Source organism: Vagococcus intermedius (genome assembly GCF_029144185.1).
In the GTDB taxonomy this organism is placed as follows: Bacteria; Bacillota; Bacilli; order Lactobacillales; family Vagococcaceae; genus Vagococcus_D; species Vagococcus_D intermedius.
The window spans coordinates 1804636-1826171 of record NZ_CP110232.1 but is presented as its reverse complement, the minus strand read 5'-3'; the positions used below and the strand labels follow the sequence as shown (position 1 = coordinate 1826171).

At 35.6% G+C, this 21536-nt stretch carries 19 protein-coding genes; 13 read left to right on the top strand and 6 right to left on the bottom strand.

Features of this window, described 5'->3' with window-relative positions; translation table 11 throughout:
• Nucleotides 1-3: 3 nt before the first annotated feature.
• The 7 genes from ligA to rlmD all read left to right on the top strand — a co-directional run bounded on the left by ligA (nucleotide 4) and on the right by rlmD (nucleotide 8995).
• Entirely contained in the window at nucleotides 4-2028 is a 2025-nt protein-coding gene (gene ligA, locus OL234_RS08535) for an NAD-dependent DNA ligase LigA (protein WP_275468812.1), read from the top strand.
• On the top strand, nucleotides 2018-3106 hold the full coding sequence (locus OL234_RS08530; RefSeq protein WP_275468811.1) for a CamS family sex pheromone protein: 1089 nt from the start codon (nucleotides 2018-2020) through the stop codon (nucleotides 3104-3106). Before ligA ends, OL234_RS08530 begins: the two co-directional genes overlap by 11 nt.
• An 82-nt stretch (nucleotides 3107-3188) precedes the next feature.
• Nucleotides 3189-3494, top strand: coding sequence for an Asp-tRNA(Asn)/Glu-tRNA(Gln) amidotransferase subunit GatC (gene gatC / locus OL234_RS08525; RefSeq protein ID WP_275468810.1), 306 nt, complete (start codon nucleotides 3189-3191; stop codon nucleotides 3492-3494).
• A complete protein-coding gene (gene gatA / locus OL234_RS08520) occupies nucleotides 3494-4960 on the top strand; it encodes an Asp-tRNA(Asn)/Glu-tRNA(Gln) amidotransferase subunit GatA (protein ID WP_275468809.1) in 1467 nt (488 codons plus the stop codon). The genes gatC and gatA overlap by 1 nt, the downstream gene beginning before the upstream one ends.
• Nucleotides 4960-6390 (top strand): Asp-tRNA(Asn)/Glu-tRNA(Gln) amidotransferase subunit GatB, encoded by a 1431-nt coding sequence (gene gatB / locus OL234_RS08515; RefSeq protein ID WP_275468808.1) that lies wholly within the window; start codon nucleotides 4960-4962, stop codon nucleotides 6388-6390. The genes gatA and gatB overlap by 1 nt, the downstream gene beginning before the upstream one ends.
• 84 nt (nucleotides 6391-6474) lie before the next feature.
• Nucleotides 6475-7497: a diacylglycerol kinase gene (locus tag OL234_RS08510; protein ID WP_275468807.1), complete on the top strand. Its 1023-nt coding sequence runs from the start codon at nucleotides 6475-6477 to the stop codon at nucleotides 7495-7497.
• A gap of 127 nt (nucleotides 7498-7624) precedes the next feature.
• A complete protein-coding gene (gene rlmD, locus OL234_RS08505) occupies nucleotides 7625-8995 on the top strand; it encodes a 23S rRNA (uracil(1939)-C(5))-methyltransferase RlmD (RefSeq protein ID WP_275468806.1) in 1371 nt (456 codons plus the stop codon).
• 31 nt (nucleotides 8996-9026) lie between these two features.
• Here the strand turns inward: rlmD and OL234_RS08500 are convergent, their stop codons facing one another.
• The 3 genes from OL234_RS08500 to OL234_RS08490 all read right to left on the bottom strand — a co-directional run bounded on the left by OL234_RS08500 (nucleotide 9027) and on the right by OL234_RS08490 (nucleotide 12593).
• Nucleotides 9027-9488 (bottom strand): hypothetical protein, encoded by a 462-nt coding sequence (locus OL234_RS08500; protein ID WP_275468805.1) that lies wholly within the window; start codon nucleotides 9486-9488, stop codon nucleotides 9027-9029.
• 14 nt (nucleotides 9489-9502) lie between these two features.
• Entirely contained in the window at nucleotides 9503-10123 is a 621-nt protein-coding gene (locus tag OL234_RS08495; RefSeq protein ID WP_275468804.1) for an FtsX-like permease family protein, read from the bottom strand.
• Between the two features lie 259 nt (nucleotides 10124-10382).
• Entirely contained in the window at nucleotides 10383-12593 is a 2211-nt protein-coding gene (locus OL234_RS08490) for an LTA synthase family protein (protein ID WP_437184423.1), read from the bottom strand.
• 218 nt (nucleotides 12594-12811) lie between these two features.
• Here OL234_RS08490 and OL234_RS08485 point away from each other — a divergent pair, with 218 nt between their 5' ends.
• From OL234_RS08485 to ybaK, 3 genes are read left to right on the top strand one after another with little or no spacing between them, the layout of a single operon-like run.
• Nucleotides 12812-14026, top strand: a complete 1215-nt coding sequence (locus OL234_RS08485) for a class I SAM-dependent rRNA methyltransferase (RefSeq protein WP_302471689.1) — start codon at nucleotides 12812-12814, stop codon at nucleotides 14024-14026.
• A 22-nt stretch (nucleotides 14027-14048) separates the two neighbouring features.
• On the top strand, nucleotides 14049-14876 hold the full coding sequence (gene aroD / locus OL234_RS08480; protein WP_275468803.1) for a type I 3-dehydroquinate dehydratase: 828 nt from the start codon (nucleotides 14049-14051) through the stop codon (nucleotides 14874-14876).
• Nucleotides 14848-15345: a Cys-tRNA(Pro) deacylase gene (ybaK, locus tag OL234_RS08475; RefSeq protein ID WP_275468802.1), complete on the top strand. Its 498-nt coding sequence runs from the start codon at nucleotides 14848-14850 to the stop codon at nucleotides 15343-15345. Before aroD ends, ybaK begins: the two co-directional genes overlap by 29 nt.
• Before the next feature lie 36 nt (nucleotides 15346-15381).
• On the opposite strand, the gene OL234_RS08470 is transcribed toward ybaK, so the two are convergent.
• Both OL234_RS08470 and OL234_RS08465 read right to left on the bottom strand, forming a co-directional pair.
• Nucleotides 15382-15921 carry a hypothetical protein gene (locus OL234_RS08470; RefSeq protein ID WP_275468801.1) on the bottom strand — a complete coding sequence of 180 codons (540 nt, stop codon included), beginning with the start codon at nucleotides 15919-15921 and terminating at the stop codon, nucleotides 15382-15384.
• 116 nt (nucleotides 15922-16037) lie between these two features.
• Nucleotides 16038-17306, bottom strand: a complete 1269-nt coding sequence (locus OL234_RS08465; RefSeq protein WP_275468800.1) for a BaiN/RdsA family NAD(P)/FAD-dependent oxidoreductase — start codon at nucleotides 17304-17306, stop codon at nucleotides 16038-16040.
• Between the two features lie 176 nt (nucleotides 17307-17482).
• On the opposite strand from OL234_RS08465, the gene gdhA reads away from it, so the two are divergent.
• Nucleotides 17483-18832: an NADP-specific glutamate dehydrogenase gene (gene gdhA / locus OL234_RS08460; RefSeq protein ID WP_275468799.1), complete on the top strand. Its 1350-nt coding sequence runs from the start codon at nucleotides 17483-17485 to the stop codon at nucleotides 18830-18832.
• A 146-nt stretch (nucleotides 18833-18978) separates the two neighbouring features.
• Nucleotides 18979-20325 carry a glucose-6-phosphate isomerase gene (locus OL234_RS08455; RefSeq protein ID WP_275468798.1) on the top strand — a complete coding sequence of 449 codons (1347 nt, stop codon included), beginning with the start codon at nucleotides 18979-18981 and terminating at the stop codon, nucleotides 20323-20325.
• A gap of 31 nt (nucleotides 20326-20356) precedes the next feature.
• On the opposite strand, the gene OL234_RS08450 is transcribed toward OL234_RS08455, so the two are convergent.
• Nucleotides 20357-20884, bottom strand: coding sequence for a dihydrofolate reductase family protein (locus OL234_RS08450; RefSeq protein ID WP_275468797.1), 528 nt, complete (start codon nucleotides 20882-20884; stop codon nucleotides 20357-20359).
• 113 nt (nucleotides 20885-20997) lie between these two features.
• Here OL234_RS08450 and OL234_RS08445 point away from each other — a divergent pair, with 113 nt between their 5' ends.
• Complete coding sequence (locus OL234_RS08445) at nucleotides 20998-21531, top strand: TetR/AcrR family transcriptional regulator (RefSeq protein ID WP_275468796.1); 534 nt, start codon at nucleotides 20998-21000, stop codon at nucleotides 21529-21531.
• Nucleotides 21532-21536: the final 5 nt, after the last annotated feature.

Here is a 21536-nt window from a genome sequence, read left to right as displayed (position 1 = left end):
TAGTTGAAAAAAATAAACGCACAACAGCGTATCAAGGCATTACGTTCAGAACTAAATCATTTAGCTCAAGCTTATTATGTGGCTGATCAACCTGAGGTAGAGGATCACGTTTATGATGAACTTTATCAAGAATTAGTTGCCTTAGAAGCTGAATTTCCAGAGTTAGTCACAGCTGAATCAATTACCCAAAAAGTTGGGGGGACAGTGAGTCAGGGATTCACTAAAGTTAGTCATGATTTGCCAATGTTGAGTCTTGGAAATGCTTTTAACGAAGAGGATTTAAAGGCCTTTGATGCTCGGATAAAAAAACAAGTACATGGCAATCTTAGCTATATGTGTGAATTGAAAATCGATGGCTTAGCGGTTTCTTTAAAATATGTTAATGGAAAATTTGTTCAAGGCGCGACTCGTGGTGACGGGAAAACAGGCGAAGACATTACGGCTAATCTCAAAATGATAAAGTCAATTCCAAAGAGCCTATCACAAACTGTTTCATTAGAAGTTAGAGGAGAGTGCTACATGCCAAAGACTTCTTTTGCACAACTAAATGAAGCAAGGGAAGCAAACGGGCAGGCGATTTTTGCTAATCCACGTAATGCGGCAGCAGGAAGTTTGCGTCAGTTAGATTCAAGCGTCGTAGCAGAACGTCAATTAAGCACTTTTCTATATTCAGTAGCTGAGTTAGGTGAGTTAGAAGCAGAGACTCAAGCCGAGGCGTTAGACGCTTTAGATGACTTGGGATTAGTGACAAATCATGAACGGCGTCTCTGTCAGACAATTGAAGAAGTTTGGGCCTATGTTCAAGAGTTTCAAGAAAAACGACCAACTTTAGCTTATGAAATAGACGGGATTGTGATTAAAGTGAATGACTTTGATCAACAAGAAGAAATAGGCTATACCGTTAAAGCACCTCGTTGGGCAATTGCTTATAAATTTCCAGCTGAAGAAGCTGAAACGGTCATTAATGATATTGAATGGACAATTGGTAGAACGGGTGTGATTACACCTACAGCCATTATGACCCCGGTTAAAGTTGCTGGGACTGTTGTTGGGCGTGCGAGTCTGCATAATATTGACTTGATTCGTGAACGTGATATTCGTTTAAATGATACGGTCATGATTCATAAAGCAGGCGATATTATTCCTGAAGTGTCACGAGTAGTACTAAGTAAACGGTCAGCTGATAGTCAACCTTACAAGGCGCCTACTTACTGTCCAATTTGTGAAAGTGAGTTAGTTCATCTTGACGAAGAAGTGGCACTACGTTGTATTAATCCAATGTGTCCAGCTCAAATTAAAGAAGGGTTGAGTCATTTTGTGTCACGCCAAGCAATGAATATTGATGGGTTAGGACCTCGTGTTTTAGAACAGCTCTATGATCGTGGGCTTGTTAAAGATGTTGCTGATTTATATACGTTAACAGAAACGGATTTTTTAAGTTTAGATAAGGTCAAAGAAAAATCAGCTAATAATTTGTTACAAGCTATTCAAAACAGCAAGGAAAATTCTTTAGAAAAATTAGTCTTTGGTTTAGGTATCCGTCATGTCGGTGCTAAAGCTGCTCAAATTTTAGCCGCTCACTATCAAACAATGGATGGGTTGATGTCGGCTAAATATGAAGAAATAATTGGTATTAATTCGTTAGGTGGGACTATTGCTGATAGTGTCGTTACGTATTTTGATAATAAAGAAGTTCATTTGTTGATTGAAGAATTAAGAAAAAATGGTGTTAATTTAACTTATAAAGGCCTTACAGCAACTGATTTATCAATGGTTGACTCTATTTTTATGGGGAAAACAATTGTGCTGACTGGCACACTACACCACTATAAGCGAACTGAAGCTAAAAGTAAGATAGAAGCCTTAGGTGGCAAAGTAACTGGGAGTGTTTCTAAGAAGACTGACATCGTTGTAGCAGGTGACGAGGCAGGTAGCAAGTTACTTAAAGCTCAAGAGCTAGGCGTGACAGTATGGAATGAAAAAGAGATGATCGTTGCGATTGAAGGGAGTTTAGTAAATGATAAATAAAAAATTAATTACTCTAGCAGTAGCTAGTATGGCTTTATTAGCTGGTTGTGGCAAATTAGAAAAAGGGACCTCACATGTTGATCCCAGTGAATCAGATTCAGGCAAAGTTGACACAACGGGGCGTATTGACCGTCAATCTTATCAGGCTGTATTAGTTGATGGTAAATACAAACCTAACGCTGTTCGGGGCTTGACAGCCAGTGTGCTGAGTAGTCCGTATAATGCTTCAAATTTAGAAAATGGTCTAGTAGAATTATCTAAAGATAGCTATCCAGTAGATAACTATTTATTCCAAGAAGGTCAAATCTTAAAGCGTGAAGATATTATTGCTATGCTAACACAACACAGTGAAGAGGCTCCCAATGGGTTAAATCCAGGCGAGGGGCCAATTATTTTTGAGCAAGTCTTAGAACAAGATTTTTGGGACAAGAAAAAAGAGCGTTTGGCAGGTATCAGTTTAGGTATTGCTCTAAATAGTGAGACTAAAACGGATGGTGAAACTAAAAATATTGATGATGAAACAATTGTCAATGAAGGGAAAAGAATAGCCCAAGGTGTCTTAGAGCGTCTACGGAGCTATAAAGGAATGGAAAAAATCCCTGTAACGATTGGTTTATTTAAACAAGCTAAAGCCAGTGATATTGCTGGTGGCGATTATTTTGCAAAAGCTACAAGTGAAAAAGGCGATAAATTGGGCGAATGGTCAGATATTAGTGAAGAGTATGTGGCACTTATTCCAGGGACAGAAGATGATTCAATCGCTAGTAAAGATGGTTTAGTCAATAAGTATGGTGATTTTAAAAATAGTGTGGATGATTTCTTTCCAAATAATAGTGGGATGTCAGCTGTTGCTTGCTATCGTGATGATGAGTTACAGAAGTTGACAATTAAAATTGAAACGAAGTATTTTGGTGAAACTGAATTATTTAACTTTACTCAGTTTGTTGGGAAAACCGCTCAATCAGTCTTTAATTTACCAGCTGAATTGGAAATTCAAATTAATACTCTTGAAGGAACGAAAGGGACTATTACTAAAGCGTTAAATTCTGATGAATTTAATGCCCATGCCTTTGATTAAAATCGGCTAGCACCATAATTCCCTAAGAGAGTAACTTAATAAATTAACAAATGTACTAAAGATAAAGGAGAGATGAAAGAGGATGTCAATTAATCAAGAACAAGTTAAACATGTAGCAAAACTATCAAAATTATCCTTTTCAGAAGAAGAAGTCGTAGGATTAACGGATAAATTAAGTGAAATTATCACAATGGTAGAACGTCTAGGTGAGGTAGATACAACAGGTGTAGCTGTTACGACTAATGTGATTCATGATATTAATGTGATGCGAGAAGATGTAGCAGTGGAGGGGACGGATCGTGACTTATTAATGCGCAATGTCCCAACTTCTGGGGATGGCTATATTAAAGTTCCGGCGATGTTAGATAATGGGGAGGCAGGAGCATAATGACAGAATTATACAGTAAAAGTTTAAAAGAATTGCAAGAACTATTAGGGAAAAAAGAAATTACAGCTCTTGATTTAACCAAAGCAACGTTTGAGCGCATTAAAGAAACAGAACCAACAATTGATGCGTTTATTACCTTAAATGAAGAAAAAGCGTTAGCCCAAGCTGCTAAAATAGATGAGAATGGAATTGAAGCAGGTAGTCTAGCTGGAATTCCGATCGGTATTAAAGATAATATTGTAACTAAAAATTTGTTAACAACAGCAGCGAGCAAAATGCTCTATAATTTTGATCCAATCTATGATGCTACTGTTATGGAAAAGCTATACGATGCCGAAATGATTCCAGTCGGAAAGTTAAACATGGATGAGTTTGCCATGGGTGGAAGTACTGAAACATCTTATTTTAAGAAAACCAAAAATGCTTGGAATCAAACAAAGGTACCTGGTGGCTCGTCAGGTGGTTCAGCTGCAGCTGTAGCATCTGGTCAAGTAGTAGCCTCATTAGGTAGTGATACAGGTGGGAGTATTCGCCAACCAGCCGCTTTTAATGGAATAGTTGGAATGAAGCCAACATATGGTCGTATTTCTCGTTATGGTCTAATTGCTTTTTCATCAAGCTTAGATCAAATTGGTCCAATGACTCGTAATGTGGAAGACAATGCTATTTTACTAGAAGCAATTAGTGGTTGGGATAAAAAAGATAGCACAAGTGCTCAATTAGAAGTTCCTAATTTCACTGAAGGGATTAATGATGGCGTAAAAGGAATGCGTATTGCAGTCCCTAAAGAATACATGGGTGAAGGAATTGCACCAGGAGTTCGTAAAGCTGTTGAAGAAGCTATTAATAAGTATAAAGAATTAGGGGCTGTCGTTGAAGAAGTTAGCTTACCACACTCTAAATATGGTGTAGAAGTTTATTATATTGTTGCCTCATCGGAAGCATCATCAAACTTACAACGCTTTGATGGAATCCGTTATGGCTACCGTTCTGAAAATGTGAAAGATTTAGAAGATATTTATGTCAATTCTCGTTCTGAAGGATTTGGTTCAGAAGTAAAACGTCGTATTATGTTAGGTACTTTCTCATTAAGTGCGGGCTTTTATGATGCTTACTTCCGTAAAGCAGGACAAGTTAGAACATTGATAAAAAATGATTTTGATAAAGTCTTTGAAGAGTATGATTTAATTATTGCGCCAACGACACCAACAATAGCATATGGTTTAGGGGAAAATATTACAGACCCAATCACTATGTACATGGGCGATATTTTAACTATCCCAGTCAATTTAGCTGGCTTACCAGGAATGTCAATTCCATGTGGTTTCTCAGATGAGATGCCAGTAGGTCTACAAATTATTGGGAAAGCTTTTGATGAACGTACGATGTATCGTGCTGCTCAAGCTTTTGAAACAGCAACAGACCATCATAAAAAATTACCAACCATTCTAGGAGGGAGCAACTAATGAACTTTGAAACAGTTATTGGCTTGGAAGTCCATGTCGAATTAAAAACCAATTCTAAAATATTTTCACCAACTCCTGCTCATTTTGGTGCGGAACAAAATACTAATACAAATGTGATTGACTGGAGCTATCCAGGTGTCTTACCGGTTGCAAATAAAACAGCAATTGAATACGGTATGCGTGCAGCAATGGCGCTGAATTGTAAAATTTCTCAACACTCACATTTTGATCGGAAAAATTATTTCTATCCAGATAATCCAAAAGCTTATCAAATCTCTCAAGATGATCAACCGATTGGTTATGATGGTTGGATTGATATTGAAGTCGAGGGTCAAACAAAAAGAATTCGAATTGAACGAGTTCATTTAGAAGAAGATGCCGGGAAAAATATTCATGGAACAGATGGTTATTCATATGTTGATTTAAACCGTCAAGGAACACCTTTAATTGAAATTGTCTCAGAAGCTGATATGCGTTCTCCTGAGGAAGCTTATGCTTATTTAGATGCGATTCGTTCAATCATCCAGTTCTCAGGAGTAAGTGATGTGAAGATGGAAGAAGGTTCTATGCGTTGTGATGCCAATATCTCACTACGCCCTTATGGTCAAGAAGCATTTGGAACAAAAGCAGAATTGAAAAATTTAAACTCACTAAACTATGTCCGTAAAGGCTTAATTTTTGAAGAAAAACGCCAAGCTAAAGTTTTAATGTCTGGTGGTCAAATTATGCAAGAAACGCGTCGCTATGATGATGCAACAGGTGAAACTATTTTGATGCGTGTCAAGGAAGGGGCGAGTGATTATCGTTACTTCCCAGAACCAGATCTACCAGTTTTAGAAATTTCAGATGAGTGGATTTCAGAAGTCCGTGCTAGTTTACCTGAATTACCTGACGCTCGCCGTGCTCGTTACACAACCGAATTAGGTTTACCAGAATACGATGCGATGGTTTTGACTTTATCAAAAGAAATGTCAGATTTCTTCGAACAAACCTTGACTGAAGGGGCAGATGCTAAACAAGCCTCAAACTGGTTAATGGGTGAAGTATCAGCTCATCTAAATAGTAAACAAGTAGAGTTGCATGAAACAAAATTAACGCCTCAAAACTTAGCAGGTATGATTAATTTGATTGCTGATGGGACGATTAGTTCAAAAATTGCAAAAAAAGTTTTTAAAGAATTAATTGAAAATGGCGGCAATGCTCGTGATGTTGTTGAAGCAAAAGGTTTGATACAGTTATCAGATCCTACGCAATTATTACCAATCATCAATGATATTTTAAGTAAAAATGAGCAATCAATTGAAGACTTTAAAAATGGTAAGGATCGAGCTGTTGGCTTCTTAGTAGGTCAAATTATGAAAGCTACTAAAGGTCAAGCAAATCCAGGTGTTGTTAATAAATTGTTACAAGAAGAATTGAGTAAGCGTTAAAGAAATAAGAAGTGTGCTAAAAAGAGCGAGTGATGTCGCTCTCTTTTTAGCATCCAGGGTAGAAAAGATAAGGAGTCATGTTCTATGAGAGCAAGAGTAATTTATAACCCAACCTCAGGTAAAGAATTGATGAAAAAAAATTTACCAGATGTTTTAAATATTTTAGAAAGTGCTGGTTATGAAGCGAGTGCCTATGCCACCACACCTGATCCGAATTCCGCACAAAATGAAGCACGCCGTGCCGCTCTTGATGGTTTTGAATTAATTGTTGCTGCTGGAGGAGATGGGACGATTAATCAAGTTATTAATGGTATTGCACCCTTAGAAAATCGTCCTAAAATGGCAATTTTACCAGGAGGTACCACCAATGATTATGCGCGAGCGTTAAAAGTTCCTCGTGATAATATTGTGGAAGCAGCAAAAGTTATTTTAAAAAATCAAACAGTTCATATGGATATTGGACAAGCCAATGATACGTATTTTATGAATATTGGAGCAGGGGGTTACTTGACAGAGTTAACCTATGAGGTTCCCTCACAATTAAAAAGTGTGTTTGGCTATCTGGCTTATTTAATAAAAGGTGCCGAAATGTTACCAAGAGTTAAACCAATCAATATGCGTTTGAAATATGATGATGGTGAGTATGTCGGCAAAGCCTCGATGTTTTTTTTAGGTCTAACTAACTCGGTTGGAGGATTTGAAAAAATAGCGCCCAACGCCCAATTAGATGATGGTAATTTTTCTTTAATTGTTGTTAAAACAGCCAATATTGTAGAGATTTTACATTTAGTAGCCTTAATGATGCATGGAGGAAAACATATTGACGATAAGCGGATTCTCTATACCAAAACAACCAAATTAGAGGCTGAAACATTGGATGAAGGCGTTAAAATGATGATTAATTTAGATGGTGAATACGGAGGAGATGCTCCTATGACCTTTACTAACTTACATCAACATATTGAAATGTATGCCAACCTAGATGAGATTTCTGATAAAGCAGTGATGGGAACTAGTCCAGAAGAATTAGAAATGTCAGATGCTTTTGTAAAGGAAGTTGAAAGTTTAACCGAAGAAGATATAAATGGTGACGGGAAAATTTCCTAAGCAATATGTGCGTATTAAAGAACTAGTTTAAGATGCAGGGGTTAGCAAAAATAATGTTGAATGACTAGACAAACCTATCGCTAGTAGCGTATGATTAACAAATCTGATAAAAGAAAAGAGAAATGATATGACAAACTTACCAGTAACAAAAAATGAAACACTAACAGTGGACATTATAGATTTATCCCATGAAGGGTTAGGGGTTGCCAAAGTTGATGGCTACCCATTATTTATTGAAAATACTTTACCAGGCGAACAAGCAGAAGTTCTTGTGTTAAAAGTAGGTAAAAAATTTGGATTTGCTAAAGTTGTGACGTTAGTAACCGAGAGCAAGGATCGCGTTTCTGATGTTAATGAAACCTTGATTCGTACAGGTATTGCGCCTCTTCATCATATGACCTATGAGGCACAATTAGCTTTTAAAGAGCAACAAGTAAAAAATGTGTTTCAACGTATTGCTAAAATGCCAGAAGTTAAAATTCACCCGATTTTAGGTATGGAAAATCCTTTGGCTTATCGTAATAAAGCACAAGTTCCAGTTCGTAAAGTTGAAGGTCAATTGTCAACAGGTTTCTTCCGTAAAAATAGCCACGATTTGGTACCATTGGAAAATTATTATATTCAAGATGAAAAAATTGACGAAGCGATTATTGTTGTTCGTGATGTATTAGAAAAATATGGAGTAAAAGCTTATATTGAAGCTGAAAATAATGGGAATTTACGTCATATTATTGTGCGCCGTGGTCACTATTCAAAACAAATGATGATTGTTCTAGTTACTCGTACACCTAAATTATTTAACTACGAGAAAATGGTTCAAGAAATTCATCAACAATTACCAGAAGTTGTGTCAATTGTTCAAAACATCAATCCAGATGCTACTAATGTGATTTTAGGTAAAACAAATAAAACATTATTTGGTCAAAATTATATTACAGATGAATTATTAGGAAAAGAATATCGTATTTCGGCTCAGTCATTTTACCAAGTAAACTCAGTTCAAGCGGAGACTTTGTATCGCAAAGCAATCGAATTTGCAGGGTTACGTTCAAGTGATACAGTTATTGATGCTTACTGTGGTATCGGAACAATTGGTTTGTCATTAGCGGATAAAGTGAAACATGTCTATGGATTAGAAATTAATCCTGATGCGATTTCAGATGCTAAGATCAATGCTAAAATGAATGGTTTATCAAATGTAACGTTTGAAATTGGTAAAGCAGAATATATTATGCCTACTTGGTTAGAAAAAGGTGTTCAAGCGGATGTTTTAATCGTCGATCCACCACGCAAAGGCTTGGCAGAAAGTTTTATTAAAACAGCTGTTGAAATGGCACCTAAAAAGGTTATTTATGTATCATGTAATCCAGCAAGTTTAGCACGTGACTGTCAGTTATTTGCTGAGTCAGGCTATGAAGTGAGACAAGTTCAACCAGTTGATATGTTCCCACAAACACCACATGTGGAAGCAGTTGTTGAGTTAGTCAAAGTGAAATAAAAAAAGAAGCTAACAATTTGTTAGCTTCTTTTTATTTTATTAAAAAGATTAGTTTAAAGGGATGTTGTTCTGCTAATAGCTCTAAAGCAGGCTGTAGTGCTGAAACAAAAAAACGTGGTAACTTTAACTCAACACAATTGACAATAATAAGACGATTATCTAAAATTAATGAACGAATGAGATGAATTAAAAAGAGCTGTTCAGGCGACAAGACGTCAGGATGTTGACTTTTGATTGTATTAGGGAGTTTAAAAAAATGTTGTAACTTCTTTATTTCAGCTAGAGAAGCTGCCTGTTTTTCTTTTGGTAAGCCAATCATTAAATTGTCACGGATTGTTAAAAATGGGAGTAGGCAAGTCTTTTTTCCAATATAAAAAGTATCAGGTTCTTTCAGTAAAGAATCAAAATCAGTTTGATGTAATAGTGAGCACCTTAGTATAGTAACCGTGTCTCCCTTTCTAAAATAAGTCTCCCAGATTGGTTGTCCATCCATAAAAGAGCCTCCGATCAGTTAGTATTTTTAATAATAATGAGAGAAAGATAGCCACAGATTATTAAAGGAATAAGACTACTAAGTATGACTAAGGAAGTTGCTTTAGCAATTGCCAGTTTGGGACTAAAGAGAGTGCAGACAGTATTTTCTGTATCAATGGCAGAAAAGGAAGCGGCGTTAAAAGGTAGTAAATAATTATCGTCTTCCTCAGTCAATTCCGATATACTAGGATTTTCAGGGCTAGTAGGTAGTGTCAGTTCATTTGGCAACTGTTTGGAAAAAGCCACTTGGTTAATGTGGACTAATTTATTTTTGACAGGTGTATGAGTCAAGAAAAATAAGGTACTAATCGCTAGTAAACAAATACTCAGCGTGACACAATATTCTATAAGAAATTGTCCTAGAATGGTTAGTTTTTTTACGCCGATGTTGAGTAGTGTTGCCAGCTCATAACGTCGATGATAAAAAAAGACACTAGTTAAAATAGTAAAGATAGTGACAACTACTAGGAGTATAAGTGTCACTATCAATTGATAGTTGGCAGTGAGCTGTTGATCTATTTGTTGGAGAAGGGTAACTGTTTGCAACCCTTTATCTTGATCAGCTAACTGTAATCTTTGATTAATTTGTTTCATATTAAACTGCTGTACCTCAATTAATGTGAGTATTCCACTGAAAAGAATGAGTGCACAAGAAAGAAGTAGACAGTATAAAGCATTATATTTACGATAATAACGTAGACTTGAATATGCAATTTTAAAGGAGTTCATTTAATAATCACCTCAGTAATCTTAGTATAATGTGGAGTTGTGAAAAATATATGAAAAAAATCAGATAAACTGGCTATCTTTAGTCAAAAGAAAAAGCAACGTTACTAACGTAACGTTGCTTTTTTTATTCTTGTGTCTGAATCTCTTCTTGAGCAGGTAGATTTTCATCAGGGACTGTTTCAGTCTCTTTTTCTTCAACCGGGACCTTTTCATCAGGTGTTGAATTGTCAACCGCTTCTGGATGGTACTCTTTATATGTCTTAGTTTCATATAGATCAGTTGTGGATTTATTACCATGTTGGCTAAAGATACTTGTAGATTTTTTACCTTTATCTTTTTCAATCGCCTCGAGTTGCTCTAATTGACCTTTATAATTATAATCAGTCGGCACAACTTCTTTTTTTAATCCTTTGTTATAGTAACGAAGGAGATCACCATTGGTCAAACTATCTGAGATACTTAACTGTTCTTTAACTTTATCACGGTAAGTATCTAGTTTGGCTTTAATTTCTTCAGTTGGTTCAGTTACCCGTTCTTCTGTTTTATTGTCATAAACTTTATCATGCACGGAAGTGTAGTCCGGAGCGACATAACTTCCATTACGGAAAGCAACAAGTTGTTCGTGATCTTTAGAGAACAAATCTTGTCCTAACAATAAATATTTTGAATTGTCGATACCTAATAGACTAAGTAGTGTCGGTAAAACATCAACTTGTCCACCATAAGTTGATTGAATACTACCATCATTGCGGCCAGGAATATGGAACATTAGTGGGACACGTTGCATCTGAGCATTGTCAAAATCATTCCAGTCCGCTGAGGTTTTCCCAACCAATTCAGCAAGATCAGGATTTCGTGAGTCTGATATGCCATAGTGATCGCCATATAAGACAATCATTGAGTTATCATAAATCCCACTGGCTTTTAAATAATTGAAAAATTCTTCAACAGATTTATCAAGGTAGTTAGCTGTTGCAAAATACCCATTAATTGTTGTATCTTTCGTGTTTGGAATAGGGAATCCAGCTTCATCCCCTTTAAATTCTGAATAAGGATAGTGGTTGGATACAGCAATCATTTTTGTATAGAAAGGTTGTTGTAAATGTTCTAAATATTGTACAGATTGATTAAAGAAAGGCTTGTCATGTAAGCCATATTGGAAAGAATTATTTTCATTGACATCGTAATAGCTAGCATCAAAGAAATAATTGTATCCTAAGTGTTTATAAGTTTCGTTACGATTCCAAAATGTTCCAGTATTTCCGTGGAAGACTGAGCTAGTATAGCCTGCTTCTTGTTTTAAAATGGCAGGAGCTGCTTGGAAAGTATTTTTATCACCTAATTGTGTAAATAAAGGCCCCTGATTCAAACCAAAGAACGAGTTTTCCAACAAGGTTTCCGCATCACTTGTTTTACCTGATTTTACTTGATGGAAGAAGTTTTCAAAACTAAATGTGTCTTGGCCATGATAGAGTTTATTTAGGAAAGGCGTGACTTCATGTTCTACCCCATTTTCATCTTTCAATTTATAATCAATCATAAATTGTTGAAGACTTTCTAAGTGGATATAAATGACATTACGTCCTTTGGCAATACCAAACATCTCTTTATTCGGTTTTACTTGGTGTTGGTTAACATAGTTTTCAATTGTTACGACATCATTTTCACTTGCTTGAGCCCGCGTTTGGTTAGCTTTATAAGTTTGAAAGCCATCATAAGCAGTAAAAACATTGATACCTAGATATTTTACAATATGATCACGTGAAAAAGTTCTTTTTAGTAATTCAGGACGACTGGTTTCAGCTAAGGATAAGTTTCCTAAAAATAAGAAAATAGAACAAGTAGTTAGCGCTAAAGCAAAACGAGCACGTACGGGTTTTGCTTGTATTTTTATTTTCTTAGTAGCAAGTAGCCCGATTAAAATAAAGATATCTAGAATGTAAATAAAATCATAAGGTCTAAATAATCTTAGGGTACTTTCTCCTAGTCCGCTAGCAACTTTCCCGGCACCAAGCATCGTGTTAATAGTAATAAAGTCAGTGAATTCCCGGTAATACATGACATTAGCCACTAATAAGGCAGTTGTCAGTGTGTAAATGATGAGTTGAACAATATAAGCTATCTTAGGATTTTTTATATACAAGGCAATTGCAAATAAAAAAATAGTTGTGGCAAAAGGGTTGATAAATAGTATAAAGTATTGGAAACTATTCTCAATTCCCAAATTGAAGTCTACTAGATAAGCAAAGATAGATTTTATCCAAAAGAGAACAACTAGCAGCGAGAAGAATCCCAGACGTGTGTTCAGCCAATTAGGATAATAAGATTTTTTCAAGTAAATAACTTCCTTTCATGATTAAAATTGATAGTATTAGTATAAGAATTTTATTTTATTTTTAAGCAATGCTTTAACCTCTATTTTACCAATAATAGTAGTGAAATGTCAATTTTCATATTTTTTTCAATAGTTTTCTTTAAGGAGATGAGACGTGCTTATTATCGAAGACAACGAAATATGGTAAGATAGAACCATCACTATCATACGAAAAAAGTATGAAGAAAATTTTATTAGAAATGGGAATAATAATGAAGAAAATTAAATTGACAGCTAAAAATAGTTCAAAAATTCAACAAGGGTATCCCTTAATTCAGAAAGAAGATTTACAACAGGCCAGCGACATTACCAACATTGGTGAGTGGGTGACTTTTGTCTCGCCTAAAAATGATTATTTAGGGACTGGTTATTTAGGAGAACAAAATAAAGGAGCGGGTTGGGTTGTTAGCCATAATGCTACTAAGATTTTAGATCACTGCTTTTTTGTCGAGTTATTTACAGAAGCTTTTGCTAAAAGAAAATCATTGAAAAATAATGATTTAACTACAGCCTATCGTCTATTTAATGGTGAGGGAGACGGTTTAGGTGGTTTGACTATTGATTTATATGATGAGTTTGCTGTTTTTTCATGGTACAACCAAAGTATTTATAAACAACGTGACCTTTTGGTTTTAGCTTTTCAAGAAGTTGCCAACTTTGTAAAAGGTGCCTATGAAAAAATTAGATTTGAGCAAAAAGGACTGCCAGAATCGCAAATTATTTTTGGACAGGAAGCACCCGAGCCCTTACTCGTTTTAGAAAATGGTATTTCTTACGCTACCTATCTAAACGAGGGAATGATGACAGGTATTTTCTTAGACCAAAAGGATGTGAGAGGAAAATTAGTAGATGGGTTAGCCTTAGGTAAAAAAGTGTTAAATACCTTTAGCTATACAGGTGCTTTTTCTGTAGCAGCTGCGATGGGCGGCGCTACAGAAACGGTTAGTGTAGACTTAGCAAAGAGAAGTTTACCAAAAACGCAAGAAATGTTTGAAGTTAATGGCTTGTCACTTGAAAATAATAAAATCGTTGTCATGGATGTATTTGAGTACTTTAATTACGCTAGACGCAAAGGGTTTAACTTTGATATGATTATCTTAGACCCACCTAGTTTTGCACGTAATAAAAAACGGACATTCTCTGTGGCAAAAAATTATGGTGACCTAGTAGCAGAGGTTAGTGACTTACTAACAGAAGAGGGGTTATTAATTGCATCTACAAATGCAGCTAACGTTAGTTTTGATAAATATGTGACGATGGTTGAAGGTGCACTGAAACAAAAAGGCCGTCGATTTAAACGACTTGAAACCCATCGATTGCCAATTGATTTTGCCGTAACATCTAAGTTTAAAGAAGGCAATTATTTAAAAGTTTTGATCTACCAAGTCTTTTAATACGTGGAAGGATGAAAAATAGATGACACAGTCTTCATTAGGGCAACTGACCGATCAAAAAAATAGAAATAAAAACGTATTGTTTCCTAAAATTTGTGTCTCTCTTATTGAAAAGGACCCAACTTTAATTTTGAGGATAGCTCGAGAGATGGCAGAGTCAGATGTAGACATGGTGGAGTGGCGCTTAGATTATGTGGTTAACGAAATGGACATAGAAGAATTATTAAGATTATTCCAAAAAATTCGTGTCATATTAGCTGAAAAAGAACTATTAGTCACCCTTAGGACCCATCTTGAAGGTGGTAGTGTTCGTGTAAGCAAGGAGTGTTACCGTCAGACTTATCTTGGATTATTAAAGACGGGGCTAGTTGATTGGTTAGACATTGAGGCAAAACGACCTTTAGAGTGGTTTAATGAGGTATTGGTCGAAGCAAACAAACAACACTGTCAAATTATTGCCTCCTATCATAACTTTTTAGAAACGCCTTCCAATAGTTATTTAGAAAAGTTAGTTTTGGATTTTATGAAGATAAATCCTGATGTGATAAAAATTGCAGTGATGCCAGAGTTTGAAGAAGATGTCTGGCGTTTATTACATTGGAATCAGCAAACACTTCAATGTCTAGGTCAAATAAAAATAATTGCAATTGCGATGGGCGAATTAGGCAAGATTAGTCGTTTAGTGGGGGGCATAACCGGCTCTTACTTAACGTTTACTAGTTTTTCTAAGGTATCAGCTCCAGGGCAATTAAAATTTGAAGAAGTACATTGGTTATTTAGTTTAGCCAAAATAAAATTAGCAGAACAAGGAAGTGAAGATAATGGCGAAGAAAAAAATTCAAAAAACTAACGCCATTAGGTTATTGGAGCAAAAAAAAATAGCATATAGTGAGCGTGAGTTTCCAATTATAGAAGGAGAGCATGCAGATGCTATATCTGTTGCTAATTATCTAGGGGAGTCTCCTAGAGAGTTGTTTAAGACGCTGGTCACTATTGGTAATAAGACTGGTCCGGTTGTGGCAGTTATTCCGGGAGATAGTGAACTTGATTTGAAGAAGCTTGCTAAAAGTAGTGGGAACAAAAAAATAGAAATGTTACCTCTCAAAGAATTAGAAGCAACAACAGGCTATATTCGTGGAGGCTGTTCACCAGTTGGAATGAAGAAATTATATCCAACTTATATCGATGAAACCGCACTTCATTATGATCAAATTCATCTTTCCGCCGGTAAACGTGGTCTACAGATGAGTGTTTCTGCTAAATCAATAGGTGAGCTTGTTAGAGCAACTTTTACTGATTTAACGTTAACGACCAACTAAAAAAACTCTCCTAAAAGTACTTTTAGGAGAGTTTTTTTAGCGTTTGCCTTCGAAGGCGCGTTTTTCAGGTAAAGGATAATTATTTAAGTCTTCACCATCACTAGTAAGAGATTCTTCAAAATCTTCAATTGATAAATCTAAGCGACGTGAGATGTCAAAAACACTATGTAACACATCATGGAAATACATGCCATTCCCTTGTTCAAAATAATTTTTGAACTCACTAGAACTTTGACTATGCCCAGTTTCTTCTTGATAGATTTTTGCTTCTGCTAAGTAAGTATTGAAGTGTTCCTTTGTGTAATCAATAAAATGATTGAAAACATTGATAGCTAACGTTAAATCATTTTGCCAAGTAGTATAAGGTTTTTTAGCTAAACCATTTTGGACTTCAATTAATTGAAATTTTTCATCGCGAATGTGTTGTGTCATCAGCATATCTAAATTTAAATTTAAGCCTGTGTAAGAAACATTATCAAAATCGTATTTTTTCATCTCTTCTAATTCTGATAACAGACTGTCAGGGGTGAAATTTCTATTTTCTAGTGTTTTGTAAATCTTTTTTTGTTTGAACATCTAAAGCCCTCCTATAAGTAAGTGTCAATAATTCAATAATAAAGATAAAATTTACTTCTATTATAAGACTATTATAGCTTAAAATGATGGGGCTTACAAAGTTTAATCAACGCTTTTTAATAATTATAATAGCTGGAAATTTCAGCAGCATGTTTTCCTGCGACGTGTCCGGTTACAAAGGCAGCTGTAATATTATAACCGCCCGTATACCCATTAACATCTAAAACTTCTCCTGTAAAGAATAAACCGTCGACCAATTTACTTTCAAGTGATTTTGGTTGTACTTCTTTTAGTGAAATCCCACCACCTGTTACAAAAGATTTTTCGACGGGCCAAGTGCCATTCACTGTAAATCGGAAATCTTTGATGAGATTAATAAAAATAGTTCGATCTTTGTCCTCTAGTTGTTTGATTGGAAGACTGTGGTCAATCCCAGCTTTTTGTAAAAGATAGTCTAGGTAACGTTCAGGTAATAAATTCTTCAAAGCATTCTTCACTGATTTTTGTTCATGTTCTTGTCGACGTTTTTGCATATCTTGTAAAATTTCATCATGAGACAGGTGAGGCAAGGCATCAAGTGACACTGGCACATCTTTGTATTTTTCTAGCTCTTGGTTGACAAACATGCTACAACGTAAAGCGGCTGGTCCAGAGATGCCAAAATGAGTGAATAATAAATCCATTTCATGACTCACAATAGCTTTTCCTTTTTGATTTAAAACGCTCAAGGTGACATCTTGTAAGGCTAATCCTTGCAGTGTCTTTTTAGAGACAAAGTGTTCATTAGATAATAAAGGTGATTCTGTTGGGAAGAGATGAGTAACGGTATGCCCAGCTTTTTTAGCAAAACGGTAGCCATCCCCAGTGGATCCGGTATGTTGATAGGTTTTCCCCCCAGTTGATACAATGACGCAAGGCGCGACATAGCGTTGACCAGATTCTAACTGAACCCCTACAACACGTGTGTCTTCAATTAATAAACGTTTGACACTTTCTTGTGTTAGTACTTCTACCCCGAGTTCTAGCATCTTATTGTGCAGACAATCAACGATTGATTTTGAACGGTCTGTTACAGGAAACATTCGACCGTGATCTTCTTCTTTTAAAGAAACGCCATTCTCTTCAAAAAAAGCCATAATATGTTGGTTATCAAATTGAGAGAAAGCGCTATATAAAAATTTGCCATTACCTGGGATATGTTGAATAATATCCTCAGCTGGTCGATTGTTAGTGACGTTACAGCGTCCACCACCAGTTAATAGTAGTTTTTTTCCTACTTTTTTATTTTTTTCAATAAGTAAGGTCCGTGCACCATTTTCAGCAGCAGAGATTGCCGCCATCATTCCACTAGTACCGGCACCTATTACAATTACATCTTTTGTCATCGTGATGACCTCCATTTCCCAAATAGTTTACCATATCCCTATAATGAAGGAAATGAAAAGTTATTTGTGACGTACTAGGCAAAAAATTAAAATATAAAAAAGTTAAATGAGATAATTCTTTTTTTTTGAAAAAAAATCGGCTATACTTAAAACCATAAAAACTTGGAGGTAACATAATGACACAAACGACTGATTACTTAGCGAAGCTAACAGAAAAACTGGAGAGTAAAAATCCTGGTCAATCTGAATTTTTACAAGCTATTCATGAATTTTTACCAACCATTGCCCCATACTTAGACAAGCACCCGGAATTAATTGCAAGCAATGTTTTAGAATTGTTATTGGAACCTGAACGCTTGATTCAATTTAGAATTCCATGGCAAGATGATAATGGAAACTGGCAAGTGAATCGAGGCTTCCGAGTTCAGTACAACTCTGCTATTGGTCCTTATAAAGGAGGCATGCGTTTTCATCCAACCGTAAATGAAAGTGTCATGAAATTTTTATCATTTGAACAAATATTTAAAAATAGTTTAACTGGTTTGCCAATTGGAGGCGGAAAAGGTGGAAGTGATTTCGATCCTAAAGGAAAATCAGACGCAGAAATCATGCGTTTTTGTCAAAGTTTAATGACTGAATTGCAAAAGTATATTGGTCCAAGTATGGATGTACCTGCTGGTGACATTGGAGTAGGTGGACGTGAAATTGGTTATTTATTTGGTCAATATAAACGTTTAAATGGTCATCAAGGCGGTGTCCTAACTGGTAAGCCGCTTACATATTGGGGAAGCTTAGCTAGAACAGAAGCAACAGGTTACGGTGTTGTTTATTTTGTAAAGCATCTTCTACAAGATAAGGGCGATTCATTTTCAGAAAAACGTGTTATGGTATCAGGTAGTGGAAATGTAGCAATCTATGCCATTCAAAAAGCCCAAGCTTTAGGTGCTAAGGTGATAAGTTGTTCAGATTCTAGCGGTTATCTTATTGATCCGGACGGGATTGATGTGGCATTGCTAAAAGAAATCAAAGAAGTTAAACGTGAACGTTTGTCAGCTTATATAATTTCTAAACCTACAGCAACTTATATTCCAGGTGAGTCCGTTTGGTCTTATGAAGGAGAGTACGATATTGCGTTACCATGTGCGACACAAAATGAAATTAATCAAGAATTAGCTAAAGCTTTAGTTAAATCTGGCGTTAAAATCGTAGCCGAAGGGGCAAATATGCCAAGTGACTTAGAGGCTGTTGTTGTGTACGAAGAAAATCAAATTATTTATTGTCCAGGTAAAGCTGCTAATGCAGGTGGAGTGGCTGTTTCAGCTTTGGAGATGGCACAAAATTCTCAACGCGTCCCATGGACGTTTGAAAAAGTGGATAATGAACTAAATGATATTATGAAACAGATCTATGAAACATGCCGTGATACAGCTGCGCGTTATGCTCAAAAAGATGATTTGCTATCAGGTGCTAATATTGCAGGTTTTGCAAAAGTAGCTGACGCAATGGTTAGCCAAGGATTGGTATAGATGTATTTTTACAACTCGAGGAATTTTGAGAATAATTGCACAAATTTTCATATTTTAGTGTAGTTTACTTGAAATCATTCAAGAAAAAACGTAAAGTAGAGAGTGCTAAATGCATATTTTTTGAAAAACTTGAAGGAGGCAACAACATGTCACATATTCAATTTGATTATTCTAAAGTAAGTTCATTTATTGGTGAACAAGAGTTAGGCTATATGCAAAGTCAAGTAACTGCTGCTCACAATGAGTTACGTGAGGGAACAGGTGCTGGAAGTGATTTCTTGGGCTGGATTGATTTACCAGCTAATTATGATAAAGATGAATTTACACGTATCAAAAAGGCAGCAGAAAAAATTCAATCTGATTCAGAAGTGTTAGTTGTTATTGGTATAGGTGGCTCGTATTTAGGAGCTAAAGCAGCATTAGATTTCTTAAACCATTCATTTTATAACTTACTAGATAAGTCTGAACGCAAAGCACCGCAAATTTTCTTTGCAGGAAATAGTATCAGTTCATCTTATTTAGCTGATTTGATTCAAGTTATTGGGGATCGTGACTTTTCTGTGAATGTTATTTCAAAATCAGGTACAACGACAGAACCAGCTATCGCATTCCGTATTTTCAAGGAATTATTAGTTAAGAAATATGGCCAAGAAGAAGCTAATAAACGCATCTATGCCACAACAGATAAAGCGCGTGGTGCAGTGAAAGTTGAAGCAGACGCACAAGATTGGGAAACGTTTGTTATTCCAGATGATGTGGGTGGAAGATTTTCAGTATTAACAGCAGTTGGACTTTTACCGATTGCAGCAAGTGGTGCTGATATTGATGGTTTAATGCAAGGGGCTGCTGACGCACGACTTGCTTATAGCAGTGATAAATTAGAGGAAAATGCAGCGTATCAATATGCTGCCCTAAGAAATATTTTATACCGTAAAGGTAAAGTGACAGAATTATTAATCAATTATGAACCAAGTTTACAATATTTCTCAGAGTGGTGGAAACAATTGTTTGGTGAGTCTGAAGGGAAAGATCAAAAAGGTATTTATCCATCAAGTGCCAATTTCTCAACTGATTTACATTCATTAGGTCAATATATTCAAGAAGGCCGTCGTAATATTTTTGAAACGGTGATTAAAGTAGATAAAGCGCGTCATGAACTAGCTATTCCTGAGATGGCGAAAGATTTAGATGGTTTAGGTTATTTGCAAGGTAAGGATATTGATTTTGTTAATACCAAAGCATTTGAAGGAACGTTGCTGGCTCATACAGATGGGGATGTACCAAATTTTGTATTAACAATTCCGCAAACGGATGCTTATACCCTAGGTTATTTGATGTATTTCTTTGAAATAGCAGTAGGAATATCTGGTTATTTAAATGGTGTAAATCCTTTTGATCAACCAGGTGTAGAAGCGTATAAGAAAAATATGTTTGCTCTACTAGGTAAACCAGGTTTTGAAGAGTTACAAAAAGAATTAGAAGCTCGTTTATAAAAAAAACTGTCCTCAATTAGGGACAGTTTTTTTATTTTTGATAGTGAGTGTGAATCATGCTATTGAGTGTCACTTGTCTGACTAGATGTAAGTTGGTTAGCTGTTTTTTTTCAGTAAATAATGAGATTCCTTCCCCTAATAATACAGGCGCAATACTAATATAGTAGTCATCAATTAAGTCTGCTGTAATTAAAGGATTGATGATACTACTCCCACCGACTAACCAAATATCATCGCCTTCTTGCTCTTTCAATTCTGAAATTAAGCTGGTCACCTCTTGATTGATAAAGGTTACTTTTTCCTTAGCTAAGAGATTTTTTTGACTGGTTAAGACATAAGAGGTCATGTTTTTATAAGGATAATCATTAGGAGACAGCTCATTGATAATTTGAAGATAGGTTGTACTCCCTAAAATCACGGTATCGATTTCTTTTATGAAATTTTCGTAAGTATGATCTGGTTCAGCTTGAGGTAAGTTATTTAAAAAATTAATATTTCCATCCTCATCGGCTATATAACCGTCTAAGCTCATTGCAATAAATAATTTAATACGTCTCAACTTCATTCCTTCTTTCTTTCTAATTGTTGTTAAGTTAAGTATAATAAAAAAATGGAGCAATAGCATCCGACAATCTCATACGTGTGTCGGTGGAGAAATGAGGGCGAAACAGTATGTCAAAAAACTTGATTTGGCAAGGTTTTTACGACTTGTTAATCACAGGTAATAAATATAAAGAAATCAGTGTTAGAGGGATATGCCAAAAATTAGGGATTCATCATACAAGCTTCTATTATCATTTTCAAGACAAACAACAGTTATTTGAGTATGGGTTAGATTTATTATTAAAAGATTATTTTAAAATTACAGCTGCCGACCGATTTAAATCACCTTTTACGCTATCAGATAGTTTTTACCAAAAGTCATCCTTGATAAATTTAATTGAGGCACAGAAGTACGATATAGAAGGAACGCTATTGATTACTAACTGTGCCAAAGAAAGAATGATTCATGATGGTAAAAGATATTTGATAAATAATAGCGATAAATTAGCAGTTTCTCTAGAATATGAGTTGATTGCGCGTCAGTTGGTGGAAACTATTTTTGTTATTAGTCGGTGGCAAGAAGATAAAAAGTATCAAATGTCAGAACTTGATCATTTCTACCTACTTTTAGTCGGACATTTACTCCCGTGTGAAGCTAATTAATGGGC